Source organism: Streptomyces sp. NPDC056361 (assembly GCF_042262805.1).
GTDB lineage: Bacteria > Actinomycetota > Actinomycetes > Streptomycetales > Streptomycetaceae > Streptomyces.
The window spans coordinates 158,571-181,743 of record NZ_JBHJQI010000001.1 but is presented as its reverse complement, the minus strand read 5'-3'; the positions used below and the strand labels follow the sequence as shown (position 1 = coordinate 181,743).

The following is a 23,173-nucleotide window of genomic DNA, read 5'->3' as shown; positions in this document are numbered from 1 at the left end:
CCACAGGTACGGCTCACTGTCGGTGCGGGTCCAGGCGCAAGGGGCGGGGGCGCCGCCGAGGGCGCCGCCCCGTGTGCCCACCCGTCCCGCCCTGGGGGTCCCCCCGGACGAAGTCTGGGGGAGGGACGATTGCCCACACGGCGGTGGGCCGGGGCGACGGCCGGCGCGCGGGGGCCCACACGGTGGGTGGGTGGCGGGGGCGCGTGCGTCTGCATGGGGCAGCGGTGGGGATGCGTGCGCCCACACGGGTGTGGGTGCGTGTTCGGGCAGAGTGTCCCGGCCCGTACGGGGGCGGGTCGGGGCGTTATTCCCCCGGTTCCGTCGGCGTGGACGCCGATGGGGCCGGGGGTTTCGTGGGTTTGGGGGACGGGGCGGCGGGGCGGAGTTCGAGGGGGAGGTCGTCGGGGAGGTCGGAGAGGACCGCGAGGGCGGTGGAGGCGCGGGGGGCGTGGAGGGGGGAGAAGTGCGGGTTGATGCGGAGGGCCTCGGCGAGGTGCCGACGCGCGGGCCCGGCGAGGTCGAGGGTGCGTTCGATCTCGGCGCGGTGGTAGGTGAAGAGGGCGCTGCGTAGCCCCTCGTCGGTGGCGATCCGGGCGTAGCCGAGGGCTTCGCGGGTGGAGCCGGAGCGGTGGAGGGCCCAGCCGAGGGCGTCGGCGGCGCGCAGCGAGCGGTGGCCGCGGGCCCATTCCGCGCGCATGCGGACGGCCGCGGCGGCGGGGTCGCCGTGGTCCGCCTCGTAGAGGCCGAGGGTGGTCTCGGCTCCGGTCCAGGTGCCGGTGCGCAGGCGGGTGTAGAGGGCCTGGGCGTCACCGTCGCGGCCGAGCGACTCGTGGAGTTCGCCGGCTTCGAGGAGGTACTCGGGGAGGGGCAGCCGGGCGAGGGCGGCCCGCCAGTCGCGGAGTGCGTCGTCCGTGCGGCCGAGGGCGGCGAGGGCCCGGGCCCGGCCGGCGAGGGAGGGCCCGTGGCCCGGTAGGAGCCGGAGCGCGGCGCCGTACCGGGTGAGGGCTTCCTCCGGTTCGCCCCGTTCCCAGGCGAGGTCGCCGAGCCGGGCGAGCGACGCGGTCTTCTCGGCGTCGGTCTCGGCGAGGGCGGCGGCGTCGAGGGCGGCCGCGTCGGCGTCCTCGCGCCAGCCGCGGTCGCGGTAGGACTGGGCGGCCCGGGTGCGTACGGACGCGCCCGCGTGGAGCCCTTCGAGGGTCTCCATCGCCTTGCGCGCGGCCTTGCGGTCCCCGAGGCCGTTGTACGCGTCGATGAGCACCGGGTAGGCGGTCCAGCGCCGCGGGTCGGCCTTCCGGACCCGCTCGCCCCATTCCTTGGCGGTCTTCCAGTCGCCGCGCGCGCCCGCGAGCGCGCCGAGCCCGAGCTGCGCGTCGAGGTTGCCGCGGGCGGCGGGCCGTTCGGCGAGGGAGCGCCGTAGGGCCCGTTCGGCCCGCGGGTAGTCGCGGACGTCGCCGAGGCGCGTGCCCCGTTCCGTGTACGCGGCGCCGAGCTCCGCCCAGGACGCGTCGTCGTCCGGGTGGGCGCGCAGCCACTTCTCGCGGTCGGCGATCAGCGCGGCCAGGTCGGGGAGCGCGGCCTGCGCGCCCGCGTGGGCGGCGATCGTCGCCCGCTCGGCCGGACCCGGCGGGGGCGGCGGCCCCTGGCCGACCAGCTCGGGGACGTACAGCAGCGCCGTCGCCGCGAGCACCGCGGCCACCCCGGCCGCGAGCACGGTCCTCGACACGTTCTGGGTCTTCATGGCGCTCACTGTGCTCCCGGACGCGCCCATCCGAAGACCGTGTGAAGCGCCCGCCCCGGCGGGTTCACACCGATGGCCCCGGGTGCCAGGCTGGGACGCATGGACGATCTCCTGACGCGGCTGCGCGCCGGTCTTCCCGCCGAGGCGCTGCTCACCGATCCGGACGTGACGGCGTCGTACGCCCGTGACATGGCGAGCTTCTGCGAGGCCGGGGCGCCCGCGGTCGTCGTGCTCCCGCGCTCCGTCGAGCAGGTGCGGCACGTCATGCGGACGGCGACCGAGTTCCGCGTCCCCGTCGTGCCCCAGGGGGCCCGTACCGGCCTCTCCGGCGGCGCCAACGCCTCCGACGGCTGCATCGTGCTCTCCCTGGTGAAGATGGACCGCATCCTGGAGATCAACCCGGTCGACCGGATCGCCGTCGTCGAGCCGGGTGTCGTCAACGCCGTGCTGTCGCGGGCCGTGGCCGAGCACGGCCTGTACTACCCGCCGGACCCGTCAAGCTGGGAGACGTGCACCATCGGCGGGAACATCGGCACCGCCTCCGGGGGTCTGTGCTGCGTCAAGTACGGGGTGACCGCGGAGTACGTCCTGGGTCTCGACGTCGTCCTCGCCGACGGCCGGCTCCTGACCACCGGCCGGCGCACCGCGAAGGGCGTCGCCGGATATGACCTGACCAGGCTCTTCGTCGGCTCCGAGGGAAGCCTCGGCATCGTCGTGGGGGCGGTGCTCGCGCTCAAGCCGCAGCCGCCCGTGCAGCTCGCGCTCGCGGCCGAGTTCCCCTCCGCGGCCGCGGCCTGCGCGGCCGTCTGCACCATCATGGAGCGCGGCCATACGCCGTCACTGCTCGAACTGATGGACCGCACCACCGTCCAGGCGGTCAACAAGCTGGCGCGCATGGGGCTGCCGGACACCACCGAGGCGCTGCTCCTGTGTGCCTTCGACACCCCGGACCCGGCCGCCGACCTCGCCGCCGTGGGGGAGCTGTGCGTGGCCGCGGGCGCCACCGAGGTCGTCCCGGCCGCGGACGCCGCCGAGTCCGAACTCCTCCTCCAGGCGCGCCGGCTCTCGCTCACGGCCCTGGAGACGATCAAGTCCGCGACGATGATCGACGACGTGTGCGTGCCGCGGACGCGGCTGGCCGAGATGCTCGACGGCACCGCGGCCGTGGCGGAGAAGTACGGCCTGACCATCGGCGTCTGCGCGCACGCCGGCGACGGCAACACCCATCCCGTCGTCTGCTTCGACCACACCGACGAGGACGAGTCGCGGCGGGCCCGGGAGTCCTTCGACGAGATCATGGCGCTCGGGCTCGCCCTCGGCGGCACGATCACCGGCGAGCACGGCGTGGGCGTCCTCAAGAAGGAGTGGCTGGCACGGGAGCTGGGGCCGGTCGGCCTGGAGCTCCAGCGCGGGATCAAGGCGACCTTCGACCCGCTGGGGCTGCTCAACCCCGGAAAGCTGTTCTGAGGCCCCCTCAGGGCGCTGTACGGGCTCACAGCTCGCCGTCCTGCGACTCGTCCGACGGCCACGGGTCGCGCAGCCACAGCTCGTCGGTGACCACGGTGGTCGCCAGCAGTTCGGCCAGCCCGTCGTCCATGCCGAGCCGCTCGGACTCGGTGCCCGGCGGGACGGTCCGCAGGGTGCGCTCCAGCCAGGCCGACACCTGCGCGGACGGTGCTTCGAGGAGGGCGTCGCCGTCGGGGGAGGAGAGCGCCATCAGGATGACGCTGCGGCCGTCGACCTTCGTGGGCCAGATGCGCACGTCCCCGTGGCCGCAGGCCCGGAAGACGCCCTCGACGAGGAGTTCGCGCGCGAAGGTCCAGTTGACCGGGTGCTCCGTGCCGACGTGGAAGGTGATGTGGACGGCGTACGGGTCGTCGGTGCGGTAGGCGAGCCGGGCGGGGACGGGGATGGAGCGCTCGGGGGAGAGCACCAGCTTCAGCTCCAGCTCGCGCTCGACGGTGGTGTTGTCGGTGTTCTGCATGGTCGCGCTCCCTGTCTCGGACGGCCCCGTGCGGGCCTTCACAGGGAGAGAGCGGGGTCCGCGCGGTTCATTACGCGACTTCGGGAAGTTTTTTCGGGAAGTTTTTCCGGGGCGGCTCCGGGCAGGAAGCGGGGCGGGGAGTCGGGCGGGCAACCGGCCGCGAGGAAGGTCGGACGAGGGCCGGATGCACCGGCCCGAACATCACCGGGAGTGATCGATTCCGGTATGCGTCCCCCGAAGGCGTCCTTTCTCGCGGGCTCTTTGTTCCCTCGGGGACGTTCTTCGTTACTGTCCTCCTTGGGCGCGGCACGCCCGGCGCGCGGCCGTGCGGATCAAACGCGTTGTGACTGAACGGAGTCGGGGCAGTGGCTACTCCTCCCGGAGGCGGCGAAGAGGTACCGCAGGCGGGGTACTACCCGGATCCGTCCATTCCCGGGTACATCCGGTACTGGAACGGCGGCGCCTGGGTCCCCGGTACGAGCCGGCCCGCGCCCCCGGAGGGCCAGGTCCCGCCCCAACCGCCCGCCTCGGCCATTCCGGCCGGCCCGATCCTGGCCTCCGGACCCACGCCGGCGCCCGTCCAGCCCTCCGCCCGGGCCACCGCCCGACCCGCGGAGCCCACGGAGCCGCTCAGGCACACGGACCCCGCCCGTACCCCGGAACCCGCCCGGCACACGGGCCCCGCCCGTACCCCGGAGCCGGTCAGGACCCCGGACCCGGTCCGGACCCCCGAGCCCGTCCGGACCCAGGGCCCCGGCCCCGTACAGACGCAGGGCCACGTCCAGCCCCAGGGCCCCGCCCCCGTGCAGCCCGCCGCTTCCGTGCCGGCCCAGCACGGGCCCGTCGGGGCCCAGCCGCAGCACCGGGCCGCGGCTCCGGCGCAGGCGCAGGCGCACGTGCCCGTGCCGGCGGTGGAGGAGACCGGGCCCGTCTTCTTCGACGAGGAGCCGGCCGCGCCGGAGCCGGCCTCGGCCTGGCAGGCGGACAGCGCCCGGCAGACCGGCTTCGGCGGCGACCTCGACCGGAAGGTCTCCTGGGGCGCGCCCCGGGCCGCCGACCCGCGCACCCCGGCGGAGTGGCCGGTGGCGGGCGCGACCGAGCAGGCCGAGGCGCCGGCCGAGGTCCCCGCGCGTGGGCCCGACCCCCGGGCGACGGGCGGCGCAGCCCGCCTGGGCGGGATGCCGGTCACGCCGATCCCCACGCCTTCCCCGGAGCCCGTGCAGCCCCGGCCGGAACCGCAGCTGCGACCCCAGCCCCAGCCGGCCCCCCGGCCCCGGCCCGCGCAGTCGGCTCCGGCCCCCGCCGCCGCGGCCGTGCCCACCCCGACCCCTGCCCCCGCGGCGCCCTCCTGGGCGCAGCAGCAGCAGCAGTCGCAGCAGCCGCAGCAGCCGCAGTCGTCGCAGGAGCAGCAGCCCGTCGTCCCCTGGAAGCCGCCCGTCGAGGACGTGTTCCAGCAGGCGGCCCGTGAGCAGGCGGCGGCCAGGCCGGCGGGGCTCGGCAGGCGTCTGGCGGCGCGGCTGATCGACACCGTCGTCCTCGGGGCGCTGGTCGGCGCGGCCTCCTTCCCGTTCGTGACCGCGGCCCTCGACCACATCGACGGAAAGATCGAGGCGGCCCGGCAGTCCGGGGTCACCGTCCAGGTCTGGCTGGTGGACTCGACGACCGCCGTCCAGTTCGGCATCGCGCTGGCCGCGCTGTTCGTGCTCGGCGTCCTGTACGAGGCGCTGCCGACGGCCAAGTGGGGCCGCACCCTGGGCAAGAAGGTGTGCGGTCTCCAGGTGCGGGACATCGAGGGGCACCAGCCGCCGACGTTCGGGAAGGCGTTCGTCCGCTGGTTCCTCTACAGCGTCCTCGGGCTCCTGGCCATCGGCGTCCTCAACGTCCTGTGGTGCCTCTTCGACCGCCCGTGGCGCCAGTGCTGGCACGACAAGGCGGCCCGCACCTTCGTGGCCCGCTAGGGCCTGTCTGACAATTCCCGCCGGGTCCGGCCCGCCCGGCACGCACGCTCGGCGCACGGCCGAAACGCCCAAGTAGCTCCGCTACGAGGGCGCCCCGGCCGCACACCGAGCGCACGCACCGAACGACCCGGCCTGATCCGACGCGAATTGTCAGACGGGCCCTAGGGCCCGTCCCCCGAACGGGCGGCGATCTTTTGCGGGGTCGTCGCCCCCGGGATGCACTGCCCCCATGAGCACCGACCAGCCGCCCGACGACGACCCGTTCCGCAAGAGGCCGCAGGAGCCCCCGCCTCCCTCCGCCGGCGAGCCGCCGCCGGCTGGGCCGCCCCCGGGCGGACCTCCGCCGGGCGGACCTCCACCGGGAGGGCCGCCGCCGGGAGGGCCGCCGCCCGGGAACCCGTACGGCTCCCCGTACGGCGGCAACATGCCCCCGCCCCCGTACGGGAGCGGCTACGGCGGGGGGTACGGCGGGACGGATCCGCTGTCCGGGATGCCGCCGCTCGCGGACTCCGGGCGCCGCATCCTGGCGCGGCTCGTCGACTGGGTGATCATCGCGATTCCGCTGGCGATCATCGGCATCCCGTTCGACGTCTACGAGCGGGCCACCCGGGACGGGAACGACTTCGGGGACACGGTCAACAGCTTCAACGGGGGCAGCCAGCTGGTCTTCCAGCTCATCACGATCGTCGCGTACGTGGCGTACGACACGGTGATGGTGGCCAAGAACGGCCAGACCCTCGGCAAGAAGCTGATGAAGCTGCGGGTCGCGATGCTCAACGACGGCTCGACGCCCCCGATGAGCCAGGCGCTGCTGCGGGCCGTCGTCCTCTGGCTGCCCGCGCTGATCTGCTGCGCCTGCCTGTGGCCGCTGCTGCTGCTGATCCTGATCCTGGTCGACAAGCCGTACAAGCAGGGTCTGCACGACAAGGCGGCGAAGACGGTGGTGGTCTCGATCCCGCAGTAGGCAACCCTTTTGTGCGGGTACGCGTGCGAGTGCGCGGGTGTGTGCGCCTACGGGAACGGACGAAGCGTCACGAACCGATCCGGGTATCGGCCCCCGCGCCCACGCGCGGAGCCGGTACGCGGATCGTTTCGTTTCCGGGGGGCGCCGGAACCGCGGCGGGGCTCTTGACGGGCCTCGTCCGTGCGGGCATCGTCACCGCCACGAGAATGCCGAGCAGGAGTCCGGCGGCGCAGATCACCGCGATGCCGAGGGTCGTCGTCACACGCGAGAGCAGCAGCAGGGCGACGGTCGTGAGGACGACGGTGGCCGAACCGTAGGCGAGCTGTGCGGCGTTCGGACGCTGCATGACGGGTACCGCCCTCTCGGGACATCGGTTCGACTCTAAGACGGTGGATGCCCGAGCGGGGTCGGAAGTAAGCGTGACCTTACCCACGCCGTCGGTGCACGGGGGGCGCACAGGGTCACGAGATGCCCAATTCTCGACCGGGATGCGCCTGCTGGGCGTCCGAATACCGGAATCCGACTCCCGCATAGTGCACTTGGTATGTGCAAGTCAAGATCTGTCTTTTCTCGTCTCACTCCGGTCGAATGTCGTCACTTGTGACGCGCGACCCCGCCGGACGGACACCCCACCATTCGGTCCGAGGGCGGCGGGCGCCGGGGAGGAACACACCAAGTGACCAACAGACGACGGGCGATCAGAGCGTCCGCAGTCGTCGTGGCGCTCGCGGCCACCGCCGCCACCGCCTCGACCTTCACCACCGCCTGGGCCGACAACCACGTGAGCGTGGAGCCGGCCGGCATCCAGACCGTCGACAAGACGACGGTCGACCACGACCTCGAAGGTCCGTTCAGCGAGCAGCAGGACCAGCAGCGCAAGGCCGCTCTGGAGCAGGTGCTCAACGGCGAGGCCAAGGTCGAGAAGCGCGGCGGCTCTCAGGTCGTCAAGCTCGGCAGCAAGAAGTACGTCGAGCTGGGCCGCGAGAAGACCGACAAGATCTTCACCATCCTCGTCGAGTTCGGCGACCAGGTGGACAACACCACCCTGGTCGACCGCAAGGACGACGACACGCCGGACCTGAAGCCGAAGTTCGGCGGCACGCCCGGCCCGCTGCACAACGCGATAGCCCAGCCCGACCGTGCGAACGACAACTCCACGGCCTGGCAGGCGGACTACAACCAGCAGCACTTCCAGGACCTGTACTTCGGCACCGGCAAGGACGCCAAGGGACAGCCCAAGCAGTCGCTGAAGACCTACTACGAGAAGACCTCGTCCGGCCGCTACTCGGTCGACGGCACGGTCTCCGACTGGGTCAAGGTCCCGTACAACGAGGCCCGCTACGGCTCGAACTACTGCGGCCAGACCAACTGCGCCAACGTCTGGGACACCGTCCGCGACGGTCTGACCGCCTGGGTCGCCGACCAGAAGGCCAAGGGCCAGACCGACGCCCAGATCAAGGCCCAGCTCGCGTCGTACGACCAGTGGGACCGTTACGACTTCGACGGCGACGGCAACTTCAACGAGTCCGACGGCTACATCGACCACTTCCAGCTCGTGCACGCGGGCGAGGACGAGTCGGCCGGCGGCGGCGCCGAGGGCACCAACGCCCTGTGGGCCCACCGCTGGTACGCCTACGGCACCAACGCGGGCAAGACCGGTCCGGCGAACAACAAGGCCGGCGGTACCCCGATCGGTGACACCGGCATCTGGGTCGGCGACTACACGATGCAGCCGGAGAACGGCGGCCTCGGCGTCTTCGCGCACGAGTACGGCCACGACCTCGGTCTGCCGGACCACTACGACACCGCGGGCGGCGAGAACTCCACGGGGTTCTGGACGCTCATGTCCTCCGGCTCCTGGCTCGGCACCGGCAAGGACTCCATCGGTGACCTGCCCGGCGACATGACCGCGTGGGACAAGCTCCAGCTCGGCTGGCTGAACTACGCCAAGGTCGGCGACTGGCAGCGCGGCACCAAGACGACCCACACCCTGGGCGTCTCGGAGTACAACACCAAGAACCCGCAGGCGCTCCTCGTCGAGCTGCCGAAGAAGGGTGTCACCACTGACATCGTCGCTCCCGCCGAGGGTGCGACCCAGTGGTGGAGCAACATGGGTGACGACCTCAAGAACACGCTCACCCGTGAGGTCGACCTGACCGGCAAGACGTCCGCCTCCCTGGAGCTCCAGGGCTGGTACGACATCGAGGCCGAGTACGACTACCTCTACACCGAGGTGTCGACGGACGGCGGCGCCAACTGGACCGCCGTGGACGGCACCGCCGACGGCGTGGCGCTCCCGCGCGACGCGGCCGGCGCCCCGGCGCTGACCGACGTCTCCGGCGCGCACAAGAAGCTCGTCTACAACCTGGGTGCGTACGCGGGCAAGAAGGTCCAGCTCCGCTTCCGCTACCAGACGGACGGCGGCGCGGGCGGCAAGGGCTTCACCGCCGACGCCATCACGCTGACCGCCGACGGTGCCACCGTCTTCTCGGACAACGCCGAGAACGGTGACAACGGCTGGGTGGCCAAGGGCTTCTCCCGCGTGGGCAAGGGCTTCACGAAGGAGTACGAGCAGTACTACATCGCGGAGAACCGCCAGTACGTCTCGTACGACGCGACCCTCAAGGTCGGCCCGTACAACTTCGGTTTCACGGGTGACAAGGCGAGCTGGGTCGAGCACTACGCGTACCAGAACGGCCTGCTGATCTGGAAGTGGGACCTGTCCCAGAAGGACAACAACACCTCCCAGCACCCGGGCAAGGGTCTGATCCTCCCGATCGACTCGCACCCGACGCCGCTGAAGTGGTCCGACGGCACCCTGATGCGCAACCGCGTCCAGGCGTACGACTCGCCGTTCACGCTCGCCCGCACCGAGGGCTTCGCCCTGCACAAGGCCGGCGTCTCGACCTGGGTCCCGTCCCAGGCCGGCAACCCGACCTTCGACGACCGCAAGGGCGTCTACTGGTTCGCCGAGACCCCGCGTGCCGGTGTCCAGGTAACTGACACCAACACCAAGATCCAGGTCGTCAAGGAGCCGAAGAACGGCCAGACGATCACGGTCCAGGTGGGTCCGTCCACGAAGTAATCAGTAAAACCGCAGGTCAAAGCATGATCGGCCGTCGCCCCCTAGCGGGCGGCGGCCGATCGTGTTTAGGTGCCTCTGACGCTTTTCTTATTGACATCTGATCCACGGGGGAGTGGTTCCGCATGCCCAATGGAGGGTTCTGCAAGCTGCCGGGCGGCAGCGTGGTCGTCGCGATAGGGCTCCCGAGCCCGGCCCGCGACGGAGCCACGGTCCGCTTCCTGGTGCACGCCGCGAACCGTGCCCGCGCCCTGACCCGGCTGCGGAACCTCGGCCTGCGGGCGGTCTACCTCCGCGGCAACAGCGAGCCGCCCACCCCGGACGAGATCACGGCCGTCCTGCACCACCCCGACGGCCTGCTGTGGAAATCGACCCCGGGCACCGCGCAGGAGCTCTGGCACCCCGTACGGTCCCTCCCGAGGGAACCCGCCGCGTAGCGCCCGGCGCTACGCGACGACCGGCTTGCCGGTCAGCTCCACGCCCGCGGTCCGGAGCTCGTCGAGGGCCCGGTCCGTGGTCTCCTTCGCGACGCCCGCCGTCAGGTCGAGCAGCACCAGCGTCCGGAAGCCCTCCCGCGCCGCGTCCAGGGCCGTCGCCCGCACGCAGTGGTCGGTGGCGATCCCGACCACGTCGACCTCGGTGACGTCCCGGTCGCGCAGCCACTCCGCGAGCGTCTCGCCGTTCTCGTCGCGCCCCTCGAAGCCGCTGTACGCGGCGGAGTACGCGCCCTTGTCGAAGACGGCGTCGATCGCGCCGCTGGCGACGGCGGGCGCGAAGTTCGGGTGGAAGCCGACGCCCTCCGTCCCGGCCACGCAGTGCACCGGCCACGAGGACACGTAGTCCGGGTCCTCGCCGGCCGGCGCGAAGTGCGCCCCCGGGTCGACGTGGTGGTCGCGGGTGGCGACCACGTGCCGGTAGGAGGTGCCCGCCGTCTGGCCGACCAGGTCGGTGATGGCGGCGGCGACGTCCGCGCCCCCCGTCACCGCGAGGCTGCCGCCCTCGCAGAAGTCGTTCTGAACGTCCACAACGATCAATGCGCGGTGCATGGCGGGTGTCCTTAGCGCGTCGGATGGGGGTGGGGTCTCGGGGACGGGTTCGAGCCTAGAGACTTCCCCCTCCCGGCGGGAGGGGGCGTCCCCGAGGTCCTCCGGAGTGCTCCGGAGGACCTACAGGTACTCCGTCGGCAGCACCGGCTCGCCCCGGGAGAGCTGGATCGCCGACATCGGCAGTCCGCCGCGCGCCGCGATGTGCCGCGACCTGGCGGTCTCCAGCGGCTCCCGGGCCACCACGTCACCGCCCTTGACCAGCTCGACCAGGAGCTGGTGGTCGGCGAGCTCCGGCGGGACGGGACCGGTGCCCAGGACCTCCGCCTCGGCGACCCCGTACGCGTCCGGGCGGCGGGCCGCCCACTTGCGGCCGCCGACCGACGCCTTGCCGGCCACGGACTTCTTGGCGACCGGCACCAGGGGCGCCTTCGGGTCGGCCGACGCGGCCCGCGCCACCAGCTTGTAGACCATGGAGCAGGTCGGGTGGCCGCTGCCGGTCACCAGCTGCGTCCCCACCCCGTACGCGTCGACCGGGGCCGCCGCGAGCGAGGCGATGGCGTACTCGTCGAGGTCCGAGGTGACCACGATCCGCGTGTCGACCGCGCCCAGCTCGTCGAGCTGCGCCCGCACCCGGTGGGCGACGAGCAGCAGGTCGCCGGAGTCGATCCGGACGGCCCCGAGCTCGGGCCCGGCCACCTCGACGGCGGTCCGGACGGCCTCGGCCACGTCGTAGGTGTCGACGAGCAGGGTCGTCCCGCGCCCCAGGGAGTCGACCTGGGCCCGGAAGGCGTCCCGCTCGCTGTCGTGGAGCAGGGTGAAGGCGTGGGCGGAGGTGCCGACGGTCGGGATGCCGTAGCGGAAGCCGGCCGCGAGGTCCGAGGTGGAGTCGAAGCCGCCGACGTAGGCGGCGCGGGAGGCGGCGACGGCCGCCAGCTCGTGGGTGCGCCGGGCGCCCATCTCGATCAGGCGCCGTCCGCCGGCCGCGGCCGACATGCGGGACGCGGCCGCGGCGATGGCCGAGTCGTGGTTGAGGATGGAGAGGATCACCGTCTCCAGGAGCACGCACTCGGCGAAGGAGCCCTCGACGCGCAGCACGGGCGAGCCGGGGAAGTACACCTCGCCCTCGGGGTACCCCCAGATGTCGCCGGAGAAGCGGTAGCGGGCCAGCCACTCCAGGGTCGGCTCGTCGACGATGCCGTGCTCGCGCAGGAAGCCCAGGACGGCGGGGTCGAACCGGAAGTTCTCGACGGCGTCCAGCACCCGTCCGACGCCCGCGAGGACGCCGTAGCGGCGCCCTTCGGGCAGCCGCCGGGTGAAGACCTCGAAGACGGAGCGCCGGTCGGCGGTTCCGGCCCGCAGGGCCGCCTGGAGCATGGTCAGCTCGTACTGATCGGTGAAGAGCGCGGTCGACGGCACGTCCACCGGCAGCCCAAGGTCCGCAGCGTTCATGTCAGCGATGCTAGCGCAGAAATCGTCAGTCTGACGATTTCTATCGCCGGATGTCTTCCGCCGAGGGCGCGCCCCGTTTGTGCGACGGACCCCCAGGGGTGACAACATGGGGTGAGTGAGCGTCGCGCCTATTGAGATCGAACGTACGGAATCGGCTGAGGAGGTCTCCGCGGTCGCCGAGCCCGACGTGCCGTGGGTGACCCTCGTGCACAACGATCCGGTCAACCTGATGAGCTACGTGGAGTACGTCTTCCAGTCGTACTTCGGCTACTCCAAGGACAAGGCGCACAAACTGATGCTCGACGTGCACCACAAGGGCCGCGCGGTGGTCTCCAGCGGCACCCGCGAGGAGATGGAACGCGACGTGCAGGCGATGCACGGCTACGGCCTCTGGGCGACCCTCACCCAGGACCGCTTCTGATGGCCGGCCACTTCGAGTCCCTGCCCGGCGGCGGCGCCGCCGTCGCGCTCGACGACGTCGAGATCTCCATCCTGCGCTCCCTCGCCGTCCAGCTCATGGAGCTGATCGGGCCGGGCGACGAGCCGGCGGCGGACGCCGACCCGCTGGCCGCGCTGTTCTCCGAGGGGCCGAGCGAGCCGCCGTCCGACCCCGCGCTCAAGCGCCTCTTCCCCGACGCGTACGGCGACGACAGCGAGGAGCTGCGGGCGGCCGCCTCCGACTTCCGCCGCTACACGGAGAACGACCTGCGGGCCCGCAAGCGCGAGGACGCCCTCGTGGTGGTCCGCGCCCTGGACGGGCTCTCCGCCGATGCGGCGGGCGAGGGCGGCGCGGTCCTGAAGCTGACCCCCGACGAGTCCCGGGCCTGGCTCGGCGCGCTCAACGACCTCCGGCTGACCATCGGGACGCGCCTCGACGTCACGGACGACGAGGAGAGCGAGCAGCTGTACCGGCTGCCGGACTCCGACCCGCGCAAGCCGATGGTGATGGCGTACCTCTGGCTGGGGGCGCTCCAGGAGTCCCTCGTCATGACCCTGATGCCGTAGCGGGGTCTCCCCGACGGCGGATGTTCGCTCAGCGGACGCTCAAATCCGGATAACGAATGCGTTATCAGAGCGTCCGCCGTGTCGTCTTGAGTTCCTTTTGTCCGCATTTTTATGTGGTGCGCGTCACTCGCAACTCCCTCGATCGCCCCCCACCCCGTGATAAATCTTCACGACCGCTCGGGGACGCCACCCCTGTTCCCGAGGGCGCTTGGACCGGCTGACCGCCGGTGGCACTCCATCCACATCCGGGGGGATCAGGAACTGATCCGCAGCAGACGCACTCGCAGTCGCGCGGATCGGTATGGAGAAAGGCGCACCACCATGACCTCAGTGCAGGTCGACCAGCAGCACGACGGCAATGAGGCCGAGGACTCCGCACCGGGCGAGGGCTACCACCGGGCACTCGGCGCCCGCCAGATCCAGATGATCGCGATCGGCGGCGCCATCGGCACCGGACTTTTCCTCGGTGCGGGCAAGGGCATCTCCATCGCGGGACCGAGCCTGATCCTCGCGTACGCCATCGCGGGCCTCGTCATCTTCTTCATCATGCGGGCGCTCGGCGAGCTCCTCATGTACCGCCCGGTCTCGGGCTCCTTCTCGGAGTACGCCCGGGAGTTCATCGGCCCGTTCGCCGGCTTCGCGACCGGCTGGACCTACTGGCTCTTCTGGGTCGTCACCGGCATCACCGAGGTGACCGCCGCCGCGACCTACATGACGTACTGGTGGGACATCCCCCAGTGGCTCTCCGCCCTCGTCTTCACCGTGATCCTCTACGGCGCCAACCTGATCTCCGTGAAGCTCTTCGGTGAGCTCGAGTTCTGGTTCTCCATGGTCAAGGTCACCGCGATCGTCGGCATGATCCTGATCTGCGCCGGCATCCTCACCCTCGGCTTCTCCGACGCCGGCGACACCGCCTCCGTCACCCACCTGTGGGACCTCGGCGGCTTCTTCGCCGGCGAGGACGGCATCGGCTCGACCCTGATGACCCTCCAGATGGTCATGTTCGCGTTCCTCGCCGTCGAGCTCGTCGGCGTCACCGCGGGCGAGTCCAAGGACCCGAAGACGGTCCTGCCGAAGGCGATCAACACCGTGCCGTGGCGCATCGCCGTCTTCTACGTCGGCGCGCTGATCATGATCCTGTCGGTCGTCCCGTGGACCGCGTTCAAGCCGGGCGTCAGCCCGTTCGTCGAGGCCTTCGAGCGGATGGGCCTCAGCGTCGGAGCCGCCATCGTCAACTTCGTCGTCCTCACGGCGGCCCTGTCGTCCTGCAACTCGGGCATGTACTCCACCGGCCGCATGCTGCGCGACCTCGCGCTCAACGGCCAGGGCCCGAAGGTCTTCACCAAGCTGACCAAGTCCGGCACCCCGCTCGTCGGCACCACGGTCTCCGCCGCACTGATGATGTTCGGCGTCTGGATCAACTACCAGTGGCCCGGCGAGGCGTTCAACTACGTCGTCTCCTTCGCCACCATCTCCGGCATGTGGGCCTGGATCGTCATCCTGATCTGCCAGATCCGCTACCGGATCAAGGCCGACCGGGGCGAGCTCCCGCAGTCGTCGTTCAAGGCGCCGGGCGGCATCTGGTTCAGCGCCTTCTCGCTCGCCTTCATCACCATGGTCGTCGTGACCATGGGCATGGACAAGGACAACCGGGTCGCGCTGTACGGCGCGCCCGTCTGGGGCCTCGTCCTCGCCGTCTCCTACCTGGTCCTCAAGGCCCGCAACCCCGAGGGCGCCGCCTTCGCCAAGCGCTCCTGACCGGCCTCCGTCCAGCATCCGGGCCGCCCCGTACCACTCCTCGGTACGGGGCGGCCCGTCTGCTTATCCTGTCGGCATGCTGACCATCACCCGGGCCCTGTACGACCAGATCGTGGAACACTCCCGCGCGGACCACCCCGACGAGGCCTGCGGCGTGGTCGCCGGCCCGGCCGGCAGCGGCCGCCCCGAGCGGTTCATCCCGATGCTGAACGCCGCCCGCTCGCCCACCTTCTACGAGTTCGACTCCGCGGACCTCCTCAAGCTCTACCGCGAGATGGACGACCGGGACGAGGAGCCCGTCATCGTCTACCACTCGCACACCGCCACCGAGGCCTACCCGTCCCGCACGGACATCACGTACGCCAACGAGCCGCAGGCCCACTACGTCCTCGTGTCCACCGCCGACACCGACGACGCCGGCCCCTTCCAGTTCCGCTCCTTCAACATCGTCGACGGCGTCGTGACCGAGGAGGACGTCGAGATCGTCGAGGCCTACGCGTAGGACGCGTCCGCCGCCGTCGTGCGGAACCGCGCCAGATAGGCGGAGGGCGTCACCCCGAAATGCCGGGCGAACGCCCTCCGCAGCGTCTCGTCGCTCCCCAGACCGCTCCGCGCCGCCGCCCCCGTCACGCTCGCCCCGCCCTCCAGGAGCATCCGGGCCGCCTCCACCCGCACCCGCTCCACGTACCCCGCCGGCGTCGCCCCGATCTGCTCCCGGAACAACCGGGTCAGATGCCGGGCGCTCACCCCCGCCCGCCGCGCGAGCACCGGAGCGCTGTGGTCCGCCGCCGGATCGGCCACCACCGCGTCCAGCAGCGGCCGGACCACCGGATGCGCCGTCGGAGGAGTCCGCGAGGCCGCCGAGAACTGCGACTGCCCGCCCGGCCGCTGCAGGAAGACCACCAGGTCCCTGGCCACCGCACGGGCCACCGCCGGCCCCCGGTCCTCCTCCACGAGCGCCAGGCACAGGTCGATCCCGGCCGTCACCCCCGCCGAACTCCACACCTCCCCGTCCCGCACGTGGATCGCGTCCGCATCCACCACCGCCTCCGGGAACCGGCGGGCCAGCTCCGCCGCGTGCTCCCAGTGCGTCGTCGCCCGCCGCCCGGCCAGCAGCCCCGCCGCACCCAGCGCGAACGCCCCCGTGCACACCGACGCCACCCGCCCCGAGCGCGCCGCGAGCCCCGCCACGGCCGGCGCCGCCGCCACGCACAGCTCCACGTCCACCGCCCCCGGCACGACCAGCGTGTCCGCGCCCGCCACCGCCGCCACCGCCAGATCGGCCCCGATCCGCAGCCCGCACGACGTCCGCACGTCCCGACCGTCGGGCGTGCACACCAGGACCTCGTACCCGGACCCCGCCGGGTCTCCGGACCCCGCCGTGGAGAACACCTCCAGGGGAGCCGAGACGTCCAGGAGCCGGACACCGTCGAAAGCCGCCACCACCACCGTGTGCACCGTCACGTGTCCGATTCTGTGGGATGCCTGTCCGCAGGGACATGGCAGGGGTACGGGCCCGGCGACGAGGCTGGTCCCCATGAACGCACTCGCGCTGATCCCCGACAGCAGGCTCGCCACCGCCGCCACCGAACTCGTCCGCGACACCACGAGCGACCTGATCTACGACCACTCCCGCCGCGTCTACCTCTTCGGCGCCCTCCAGGGCCGCGCCCGCGGCCTCGCCTTCGACGCCGAACTGCTCTACGTCGGCGCGATGTTCCACGACCTCGGCCTCGGGGAGAAGCACCGGGGGAGCGGACGCCGCTTCGAGGTCGACGGCGCCGAGGAGGCCGCCGCGTTCCTCCGCGCCCAAGGCGCCGACGAGGACGCCGTGCGCCGGGTCTGGACCGCGATCGCCCTGCACACGACCCCCGGCGTGCCCGAGTTCATGGAGCCCGAGGTCGCGCTCGTCACCGCCGGCGTCGAGTACGACGTCCTCGGCATCGGCTACGACGACCCCGCCGCCGTCGACCCCGGCGACCGGGCCGCGATCGTCGCCGCCCACCCCCGCCCCGACTTCAAGCGCCGCATCCTGGAGGCCTTCGCCGACGGCATCGCCCCCAAGCCGGACACCACCTTCGGCAACGTCAAGGCCGACGTCCTGCGCCACCACGTGCCCGGCTTCGTCCCCGGCGACTTCGTGACCACCATCCGCGACTCGCCCTGGCCCGAGTGAGACACTGGCCGGGACCAAAGGGCGGCAGGACCCAGGAAGCCGGTGCGAATCCGGCACGGTCCCGCCACTGTGACCGCCTCCCCAGGGGGGGCGGAAGCCAGGAACTGACCTGCCGCCTTCTCACCACCGATCGGGGACGTGGAAATCCCCGGAGGAGGCCCGTTCCGCCGTGCCCTGGCGTCGCCCGCTGCTGTCCGCAGTCGTCCTGATCCCGCTGCTCGCCGCCTGCTCGGCCGCCCCCGAGGCCGCCGCGCCGCCCGCGAAACCCGCCGCGGGATTCCCGTACACCGTCACCAACTGCGGTGTGCAGCACACCTACCAGGCCCCGCCCCGGCGCGCGGTCACCATGAACCAGCACGTCACCGAGATCATGCTCGCGCTCGGCCTGGAGAAGTCGCTCGTCGGCACCGCCTACCTCGACGACGCGATCCTCCCCGCGTACGAGAAGGCGTACGGCACCGTGCCCGTCCTCGCGAAGGAGTACCCCTCCAAGGAGGCCCTCCTCGCCGCGAACCCCGACTTCGTGTACGGCGGCTACTCCTCCGCCTTCTCCGCCGAGGACGGCCGGAGCCGCGACGACCTGGCGCGCTCCGGCATCGCGACCCGCCTCAACACCGAGTACTGCCCCACCGGTTCGCCCTCCGTCGAGGACCTCTACCGCGAAGTCCGCGAGACCGGCCGGACGTTCGGCGTCGCCGACCGCGCCGAGACGTGGATCCGGCAGGCCCGCGCCACCGTCGCCGCCACGGAGAAGCGGCTCGACGGCACCCGGCCCGTCTCCGTCTTCGTCTACGACAGCGGCGACAAGACCGCCTTCACCGCCGGCGGCAAGGGCATCGGCAACGAGCTCATCACCCGCGCCGGCGGCCGGAACGTCTTCGCCGACCTCGACAAGGCCTTCGGCGACGCCACCTGGGAACAGGTCGTCGACCGCCGCCCGGACGTCATCGTGATCTACGACTACGGCTCCACCACCGTCGAACAGAAGAAGAAGCGGCTCCTCGACGACCCCGCACTCAAGGACGTCCCCGCCATCAGGAACCACCGGTTCGCCGTGCTGCCCCTCTCCGACACCGTCCTCGGCGTCCGCGTCCCCGGCGCCGTCGACAAGCTGGCCGCCCAGCTCCACCCCGCCCGGTGAGCACCGCACTCCGCCCGGCCCGGACCCCCGCCCGCACGGCGGCCCCGGGCACGGGCCCCGCACGGTACGCCCTCGTCGTCGCCGGACTCGTCCTCGCACTGGCCGCCGCCGCGCTCGCCTCCCTCGCGCTCGGCTCCGTCCGCATCCCGCCCGGCCAGGTCCTCGACGCCCTGACCGGACGGGCGGGCCCCTCGCCGTACCGGACGATCGTGCTCGACGTACGGCTGCCCCGCGTCCTCCTCGGCATCGTCGTCGGCGCCGGACTCGCCGTCGTCGGCGCCGTCCTCCAGGCCCTCGTCCGCAACCGGCTCGCCGACCCCTTCCTCCTCGGGATCTCCTCCGGAGCCTCCGCCGGCGCCGTCCTCGTCCTGGTCCTCGGCATCGGGGGAGGGGTCACCACCACCCTCGCCCTCCCCGCCGGAGCCTTCGCCGGCGCCCTCCTCGCACTCGTCCTCGTCTACGGGCTCGCGCGCCGCGGCGGCACCATGACCGGCGCCCGGCTCGTCCTCGCCGGGGTCGCCGTCTCCTACGTCCTGTCCGCCCTCGCCACCCTGCTCCTCGTCGTCGCCGGGCGCCCCGAGCAGTTCCAGGAGGCGCTCCACTGGTCCCTCGGCGGCCTCGGCAGCGCCCGCTGGGACACCCTCGCCCTGCCCGCCGCCGTCCTCGCCCTCGGCGTCGGCGTCCTCCTCACCCTCGCCCGCCCCCTCGACCTGCTCCTCACCGGCGAGGAGGGAGCCACCGTCCTCGGCCTCGACACCGCCCGGTTCCGCGCCGCCGTCTTCGTCCTCGCCTCCCTCGTCACCGCCGTCATGGTCGCCGCCAGCGGAGCCGTCGGCTTCGTCGGCCTGATGGCCCCGCACGCCGCCCGCCTCGCCGTCGGCGCCCCGCACCGCCGCCTCCTGCCGGTCGCCGCGCTCGGCGGCGCGCTCGCCCTCGTCCTCGCCGACCTCGCCGCCCGGACCGTCGCCGCACCCCAGGACATCCCCGTCGGCGTCCTCACTGCCCTCACCGGCGGCCCCTTCTTCCTCTGGCTGATGCGCCGCCGCCCGGAAGGAACACCCCTGTGACCGCGCCGCACCGCCCGGAAGGACCCCGCCCGTGACCGAGCTCCGCCTGCGCGGACTCTCGTACGAGGACCGCCTCCGCTCCGTCGACCTCACCGTCGGCCCCGGCGAGACCGTCGGCCTCATCGGCCCCAACGGCAGCGGCAAGACCACCCTCCTGCGCTGCGTCTACGGCACCCTCGCACCCACCTCGGGCCGCGCCACGCTCGACGGCGACGACCTCCGCGCCCTCGGCCCCAAGGCCCGCGCCCGCCGCGTCGCCACCGTCCCGCAGGACGGCGGAGCCGAGTTCGAACTCACCGTCCGCGAACTCGTCGCCCTCGGCCGCTCCCCGCACAAGCGCTTCTGGGAGGGCGACACGGACGCCGACCGGGAGCACGCGGCCGCCGCCCTCGCCCGCGTCGGCCTCGCGGACCTCGCCGACCGCCCCTACCCCACCCTCTCCGGCGGCGAACGCCAACGCGCCCTCGTCGCCCGCGCCCTGGTCCAGGACCCGGCCCTCCTCGTCCTCGACGAGCCCACCAACCACCTGGACATCCGCCACCAGCTCGACGTCCTCGCCCTCGTCCGCACCCTGGGCACCACCAACCTGCTCGCCCTCCACGACCTCAACCTCGCCGGGGCGTACTGCGACCGCCTCTACGTCCTCGAACGCGGCCGGATCGTCACCGGCGGCACCCCCGCCGAGGTCCTCACCCCCGCCCTCCTGGACGCCGTCTACGGGGTGGACGCCGAGGTCATCCCGCACCCGAGGACGGGCAGCCCGACCGTCGTCTACCTGCACAGTCCGCCAGGCGGTCAGGAACCATCCAGCATGTGAGATCACATTCCGGAACCCGGACCGGGAATCGATACGATGAGCCCATGGTTTCCCACGACGTGAGCGAAGAGACTCCGGGCACAGTCATGCTCGTAGGTCGCCTGCACGTCGACCTGTGCCGCCTCGCCAGCGCGATGTGTACGACCCGCGCCGCGTTCTGAACCACCGGCGAACCACCGGCGAACGACCGGCCGAGCGCACCTCACCGCACGACCCCTCCGCGCGGGGCCCCAGCAGCGCGCCCACCACGCCACTTCCGACAGGAGCCCACGCCATGGCCATCGAGGTCCGCATCCCGACCATCCTCCGCACCTACACCGACGGCGAGAAGGCCGTCGAGGGCAGCGGTGACACCCTCGCCGAGCTCTTCGCCGACCTGGAGTCCCGCCACAACGGGATCGAGGCCCGCATCGTCGACGGCGGCAAGCTCCGCCGCTTCGTCAACGTCTACCTGAACGACGAGGACGTCCGCTTCCTCGACGGCATCGACACCAAGCTCACCGACGGCGACAGCGTCACGATCCTGCCGGCCGTCGCCGGCGGCATGGTCTGATCCACATGCGCTACGACTCCTCGCTGGCCGCGGTCGGCAACACGCCGCTGGTCCGCCTCCCCCGGCTCTCGCCCTCGGACGACGTCCGCATCTGGGCGAAGCTGGAGGACCGCAACCCGACCGGCTCGGTCAAGGACCGCCCCGCGCTCCACATGATCGAGCAGGCGGAGAAGGACGGCCGGCTCACCCCCGGCTGCACCATCCTGGAGCCGACCAGCGGCAACACCGGCATCTCGCTCGCCATGGCCGCCAAGCTCAAGGGCTACCGCATCGTCTGCGTCATGCCCGAGAACACCAGCGAGGAGCGGCGTCAGCTGCTCGCCATGTGGGGGGCGGAGATCATCTCGTCCCCCGCGGCGGGCGGCTCCAACACGGCGGTCCGCGTCGCCAAGGAGCTGTCCGCCGAGAACCCGTCCTGGGTGATGCTCTACCAGTACGGCAACCCGGACAACGCGGGCGCCCACTACGCCACCACCGGGCCCGAGATCCTCGCCGACCTCCCCTCCATCACCCACTTCGTCGCCGGCCTCGGCACGACGGGCACGCTGATGGGCGTCGGCCGCTACCTCCGCGAGCACAAGCCCGACGTCAAGATCGTCGCCGCCGAGCCGCGCTACGACGACCTCGTCTACGGCCTCCGCAACCTCGACGAGGGCTTCGTCCCCGAGCTCTACGACGCCTCCGTGCTCACCACCCGCTTCTCCGTCGGCTCCGCCGACGCCGTCACCCGCACCCGCGAACTCCTCCAGCAGGAGGGGATCTTCGCCGGCGTCTCGACCGGCGCCGCCCTCCACGCGGCCATCGGCGTCGGCAACAAGGCCCTCAAGGCCGGCGAATCCGCCGACATCGCCTTCGTCGTCGCCGACGGCGGCTGGAAGTACCTCTCCACCGGCCTCTACACCGCGGCCACCACGGAAGAAGCCATCGCGACGGTCCAGGGCCAGCTCTGGGCGTAGGCCCACCCCGCTACCGCGCGAGATGGCGGACCTGGTCCCACACGACCGGGTCCGCCGTTCCGACCTTCCGGCGGAAATCCCCCACGGGAACCTCCCGCAGCTCGTCCGTCTCCAGGAAACTCGGCCGCCCCTGCGCGTCGCCCACCGCCCCCGGCGGCAGCGCGATCACCCCGGGCCGCTCGTCGTGGTACTTGCTGGTGATCTTCGCGACGAGCGCGCTGTCCCCGCGTACCGACAGCACCAGACAGGGCCGGTCCTTCGACCCGGGCCCGTCCTCGAAGGGCACGTCGGCCCACCAGATCTCGGCCGCCCGCGGCGCCCGCCCCGGAGCCCGCCGGGGTCCTTCGGGCCGCGCCTTCGGCCGGACCGGCGGCCGGGCCGGCGGACGCGTCCGCCCCGACGGCCCCCGACGCGGGCGCCGCGACGACCGCTTCCGTCCGTCGGCGAGCGCCACCACCAGTGCGATCACCACGACCGCGACCAGCGCGGGCCACCACGACGTGTCCATACCTCAAGACGGTACCGGCGCACGGTTCACTTCGCCGTAGCGGCCCGCCATCCATCCGAACCGGTGACAGAGCCCGTGAGTTCGCCCACAACGGGCCACCACGAAGGAGCGACAGGCCCTGGTGCGCCTTACGCTCGACAGATCGCACAGCCTCCCCCCTCCCTCAGCGCGCTTTCCGTACCCGTCCACGGAGGTTCACGCTCCATGAAGCTCACCGTCGTCGGTTGCTCCGGGTCGTTCCCGTCCGCGGATTCGGCCTGTTCGAGCTACCTCGTCGAGGCCGACGGCTTCCGGTTGCTCCTCGACATGGGCAACGGCGCCCTGGGCGAGCTGCAACGACACATCGGTCTGTACGACCTCGACGCGATCTTCCTCAGCCATCTGCACGCGGACCACTGCATCGACATGTGCGGGTACTTCGTCGCCCGCTACTACCGGCACGAGGGCGGACGCTGCGACGCGATCCCCGTCTACGCGCCGGAGGGCGCCGAGCAGCGGCTGACCACGGCGTACGCGGACACCCCGTCCGCCACGGCGATGAGCGAGGTCTTCGACTTCCGCACGCTGAAGTCGGGCAGCTTCGAGATCGGCCCGTTCTCCGTCCGCACGGAGAAGGTCTGCCACCCGGTCGAGGCGTACGGCATCCGGGTCGAGCACGGCGGCCGTTCGCTCACCTACTCCGGTGACACCGGCGTCTGCGAAGCCCTCCACGACCTCGCCGACGGCACCGACCTCTTCCTCTGCGAGGCCTCCTTCACCCACGGCAAGGAGGACATCCCCGCCCTCCACCTCAACGGCCGCGAGGCCGGCGCCGAGGCGACCCGCGCCGGCGTCGGCCGTCTCGTCCTCACCCACATCCCCCCGTGGACCGACGGCGAGCAGAACCTGACGGATGCCCGCGCGCTCTACCGGGGCCCGTCGGAGCTGGCCAGGCCGGGCGCGGTGTACGAGGTCTGAGTCGGATCGTACGA

At 72.2% G+C, this 23,173-nt stretch carries 24 protein-coding genes and 1 riboswitch; of the genes, 17 read left to right on the top strand and 7 right to left on the bottom strand.

Annotated features, from left to right (window positions below):
• Positions 1–304: 304 nt before the first annotated feature.
• Entirely contained in the window at positions 305–1,738 is a 1,434-nt protein-coding gene (locus ACFCY7_RS00820) for a hypothetical protein (protein ID WP_376480279.1), read from the bottom strand.
• A 99-nt stretch (positions 1,739–1,837) separates the two neighbouring features.
• Between ACFCY7_RS00820 and ACFCY7_RS00815 the strand changes: the two genes are divergently transcribed.
• Positions 1,838–3,205: an FAD-binding oxidoreductase gene (locus ACFCY7_RS00815; RefSeq protein WP_376480278.1), complete on the top strand. Its 1,368-nt coding sequence runs from the start codon at positions 1,838–1,840 to the stop codon at positions 3,203–3,205.
• Between the two features lie 25 nt (positions 3,206–3,230).
• On the opposite strand, the gene ACFCY7_RS00810 is transcribed toward ACFCY7_RS00815, so the two are convergent.
• Positions 3,231–3,722, bottom strand: coding sequence for an SsgA family sporulation/cell division regulator (locus tag ACFCY7_RS00810; protein WP_376480277.1), 492 nt, complete (start codon positions 3,720–3,722; stop codon positions 3,231–3,233).
• Positions 3,723–4,087: 365 nt separating this feature from the next.
• Here ACFCY7_RS00810 and ACFCY7_RS00805 point away from each other — a divergent pair, with 365 nt between their 5' ends.
• Together ACFCY7_RS00805 and ACFCY7_RS00800 are read left to right on the top strand one after the other, a co-directional pair.
• Positions 4,088–5,680 (top strand): RDD family protein, encoded by a 1,593-nt coding sequence (locus ACFCY7_RS00805; protein WP_376480276.1) that lies wholly within the window; start codon positions 4,088–4,090, stop codon positions 5,678–5,680.
• A gap of 229 nt (positions 5,681–5,909) precedes the next feature.
• The gene (locus tag ACFCY7_RS00800) at positions 5,910–6,644 is read left to right on the top strand and encodes an RDD family protein (protein WP_376480275.1); all 735 of its coding nucleotides are present in this window, start codon (positions 5,910–5,912) and stop codon (positions 6,642–6,644) included.
• Positions 6,645–6,711: 67 nt separating this feature from the next.
• On the opposite strand, the gene ACFCY7_RS00795 is transcribed toward ACFCY7_RS00800, so the two are convergent.
• Positions 6,712–6,990, bottom strand: a complete 279-nt coding sequence (locus ACFCY7_RS00795; RefSeq protein ID WP_376480274.1) for a hypothetical protein — start codon at positions 6,988–6,990, stop codon at positions 6,712–6,714.
• Between the two features lie 330 nt (positions 6,991–7,320).
• Here ACFCY7_RS00795 and ACFCY7_RS00790 point away from each other — a divergent pair, with 330 nt between their 5' ends.
• Together ACFCY7_RS00790 and ACFCY7_RS00785 are read left to right on the top strand one after the other, a co-directional pair.
• On the top strand, positions 7,321–9,729 hold the full coding sequence (locus ACFCY7_RS00790) for an immune inhibitor A domain-containing protein (protein WP_376480273.1): 2,409 nt from the start codon (positions 7,321–7,323) through the stop codon (positions 9,727–9,729).
• Between the two features lie 122 nt (positions 9,730–9,851).
• Entirely contained in the window at positions 9,852–10,163 is a 312-nt protein-coding gene (locus ACFCY7_RS00785) for a hypothetical protein (protein ID WP_033208243.1), read from the top strand.
• Between the two features lie 9 nt (positions 10,164–10,172).
• On the opposite strand, the gene ACFCY7_RS00780 is transcribed toward ACFCY7_RS00785, so the two are convergent.
• Both ACFCY7_RS00780 and ACFCY7_RS00775 read right to left on the bottom strand, forming a co-directional pair.
• Positions 10,173–10,772 carry a nicotinamidase gene (locus tag ACFCY7_RS00780; protein WP_376480272.1) on the bottom strand — a complete coding sequence of 200 codons (600 nt, stop codon included), beginning with the start codon at positions 10,770–10,772 and terminating at the stop codon, positions 10,173–10,175.
• Positions 10,773–10,892: 120 nt separating this feature from the next.
• Entirely contained in the window at positions 10,893–12,221 is a 1,329-nt protein-coding gene (locus ACFCY7_RS00775) for a nicotinate phosphoribosyltransferase (protein ID WP_376480271.1), read from the bottom strand.
• Positions 12,222–12,336: 115 nt separating this feature from the next.
• On the opposite strand from ACFCY7_RS00775, the gene clpS reads away from it, so the two are divergent.
• From clpS to ACFCY7_RS00755, 4 genes are all read left to right on the top strand, one after another.
• On the top strand, positions 12,337–12,642 hold the full coding sequence (clpS, locus tag ACFCY7_RS00770) for an ATP-dependent Clp protease adapter ClpS (RefSeq protein WP_017237073.1): 306 nt from the start codon (positions 12,337–12,339) through the stop codon (positions 12,640–12,642).
• Positions 12,642–13,226, top strand: a complete 585-nt coding sequence (locus ACFCY7_RS00765; protein WP_376480270.1) for a DUF2017 domain-containing protein — start codon at positions 12,642–12,644, stop codon at positions 13,224–13,226. Before clpS ends, ACFCY7_RS00765 begins: the two co-directional genes overlap by 1 nt.
• 321 nt (positions 13,227–13,547) lie before the next feature.
• Entirely contained in the window at positions 13,548–14,984 is a 1,437-nt protein-coding gene (locus tag ACFCY7_RS00760) for an amino acid permease (protein WP_376480269.1), read from the top strand.
• Positions 14,985–15,060: 76 nt separating this feature from the next.
• On the top strand, positions 15,061–15,486 hold the full coding sequence (locus ACFCY7_RS00755; RefSeq protein ID WP_376480268.1) for a Mov34/MPN/PAD-1 family protein: 426 nt from the start codon (positions 15,061–15,063) through the stop codon (positions 15,484–15,486).
• On the opposite strand, the gene ACFCY7_RS00750 is transcribed toward ACFCY7_RS00755, so the two are convergent.
• A complete protein-coding gene (locus tag ACFCY7_RS00750) occupies positions 15,477–16,448 on the bottom strand; it encodes a GlxA family transcriptional regulator (RefSeq protein ID WP_376480267.1) in 972 nt (323 codons plus the stop codon). The two genes, ACFCY7_RS00755 and ACFCY7_RS00750, sit on opposite strands and share 10 nt — an antisense overlap.
• A 73-nt stretch (positions 16,449–16,521) precedes the next feature.
• On the opposite strand from ACFCY7_RS00750, the gene ACFCY7_RS00745 reads away from it, so the two are divergent.
• From ACFCY7_RS00745 to ACFCY7_RS00715, 7 genes are all read left to right on the top strand, one after another.
• Entirely contained in the window at positions 16,522–17,160 is a 639-nt protein-coding gene (locus ACFCY7_RS00745) for an HD domain-containing protein (RefSeq protein ID WP_376480266.1), read from the top strand.
• Positions 17,153–17,288, top strand: a riboswitch (cobalamin riboswitch). It overlaps the preceding gene by 8 nt.
• Positions 17,289–17,329: 41 nt before the next feature.
• Positions 17,330–18,301: an ABC transporter substrate-binding protein gene (locus tag ACFCY7_RS00740; protein WP_376480265.1), complete on the top strand. Its 972-nt coding sequence runs from the start codon at positions 17,330–17,332 to the stop codon at positions 18,299–18,301.
• Positions 18,298–19,368, top strand: a complete 1,071-nt coding sequence (locus ACFCY7_RS00735; RefSeq protein ID WP_376480264.1) for a FecCD family ABC transporter permease — start codon at positions 18,298–18,300, stop codon at positions 19,366–19,368. The genes ACFCY7_RS00740 and ACFCY7_RS00735 overlap by 4 nt, the downstream gene beginning before the upstream one ends.
• Positions 19,369–19,399: 31 nt before the next feature.
• Positions 19,400–20,185 carry an ABC transporter ATP-binding protein gene (locus ACFCY7_RS00730; protein WP_376480263.1) on the top strand — a complete coding sequence of 262 codons (786 nt, stop codon included), beginning with the start codon at positions 19,400–19,402 and terminating at the stop codon, positions 20,183–20,185.
• Between the two features lie 44 nt (positions 20,186–20,229).
• Positions 20,230–20,346, top strand: a complete 117-nt coding sequence (locus ACFCY7_RS00725) for a putative leader peptide (RefSeq protein WP_017237079.1) — start codon at positions 20,230–20,232, stop codon at positions 20,344–20,346.
• Between the two features lie 113 nt (positions 20,347–20,459).
• Entirely contained in the window at positions 20,460–20,738 is a 279-nt protein-coding gene (locus ACFCY7_RS00720; protein ID WP_376480262.1) for a MoaD/ThiS family protein, read from the top strand.
• Positions 20,739–20,743: 5 nt separating this feature from the next.
• Positions 20,744–21,694 (top strand): PLP-dependent cysteine synthase family protein, encoded by a 951-nt coding sequence (locus ACFCY7_RS00715; RefSeq protein ID WP_017237081.1) that lies wholly within the window; start codon positions 20,744–20,746, stop codon positions 21,692–21,694.
• 10 nt (positions 21,695–21,704) lie between these two features.
• Here ACFCY7_RS00715 and ACFCY7_RS00710 read toward each other — a convergent pair whose 3' ends face one another.
• Entirely contained in the window at positions 21,705–22,202 is a 498-nt protein-coding gene (locus ACFCY7_RS00710) for a type II toxin-antitoxin system PemK/MazF family toxin (RefSeq protein WP_376480261.1), read from the bottom strand.
• A gap of 204 nt (positions 22,203–22,406) precedes the next feature.
• Here ACFCY7_RS00710 and ACFCY7_RS00705 point away from each other — a divergent pair, with 204 nt between their 5' ends.
• A complete protein-coding gene (locus ACFCY7_RS00705; RefSeq protein WP_376480260.1) occupies positions 22,407–23,159 on the top strand; it encodes an MBL fold metallo-hydrolase in 753 nt (250 codons plus the stop codon).
• The last annotated feature ends 14 nt before the right edge of the window (positions 23,160–23,173 follow it).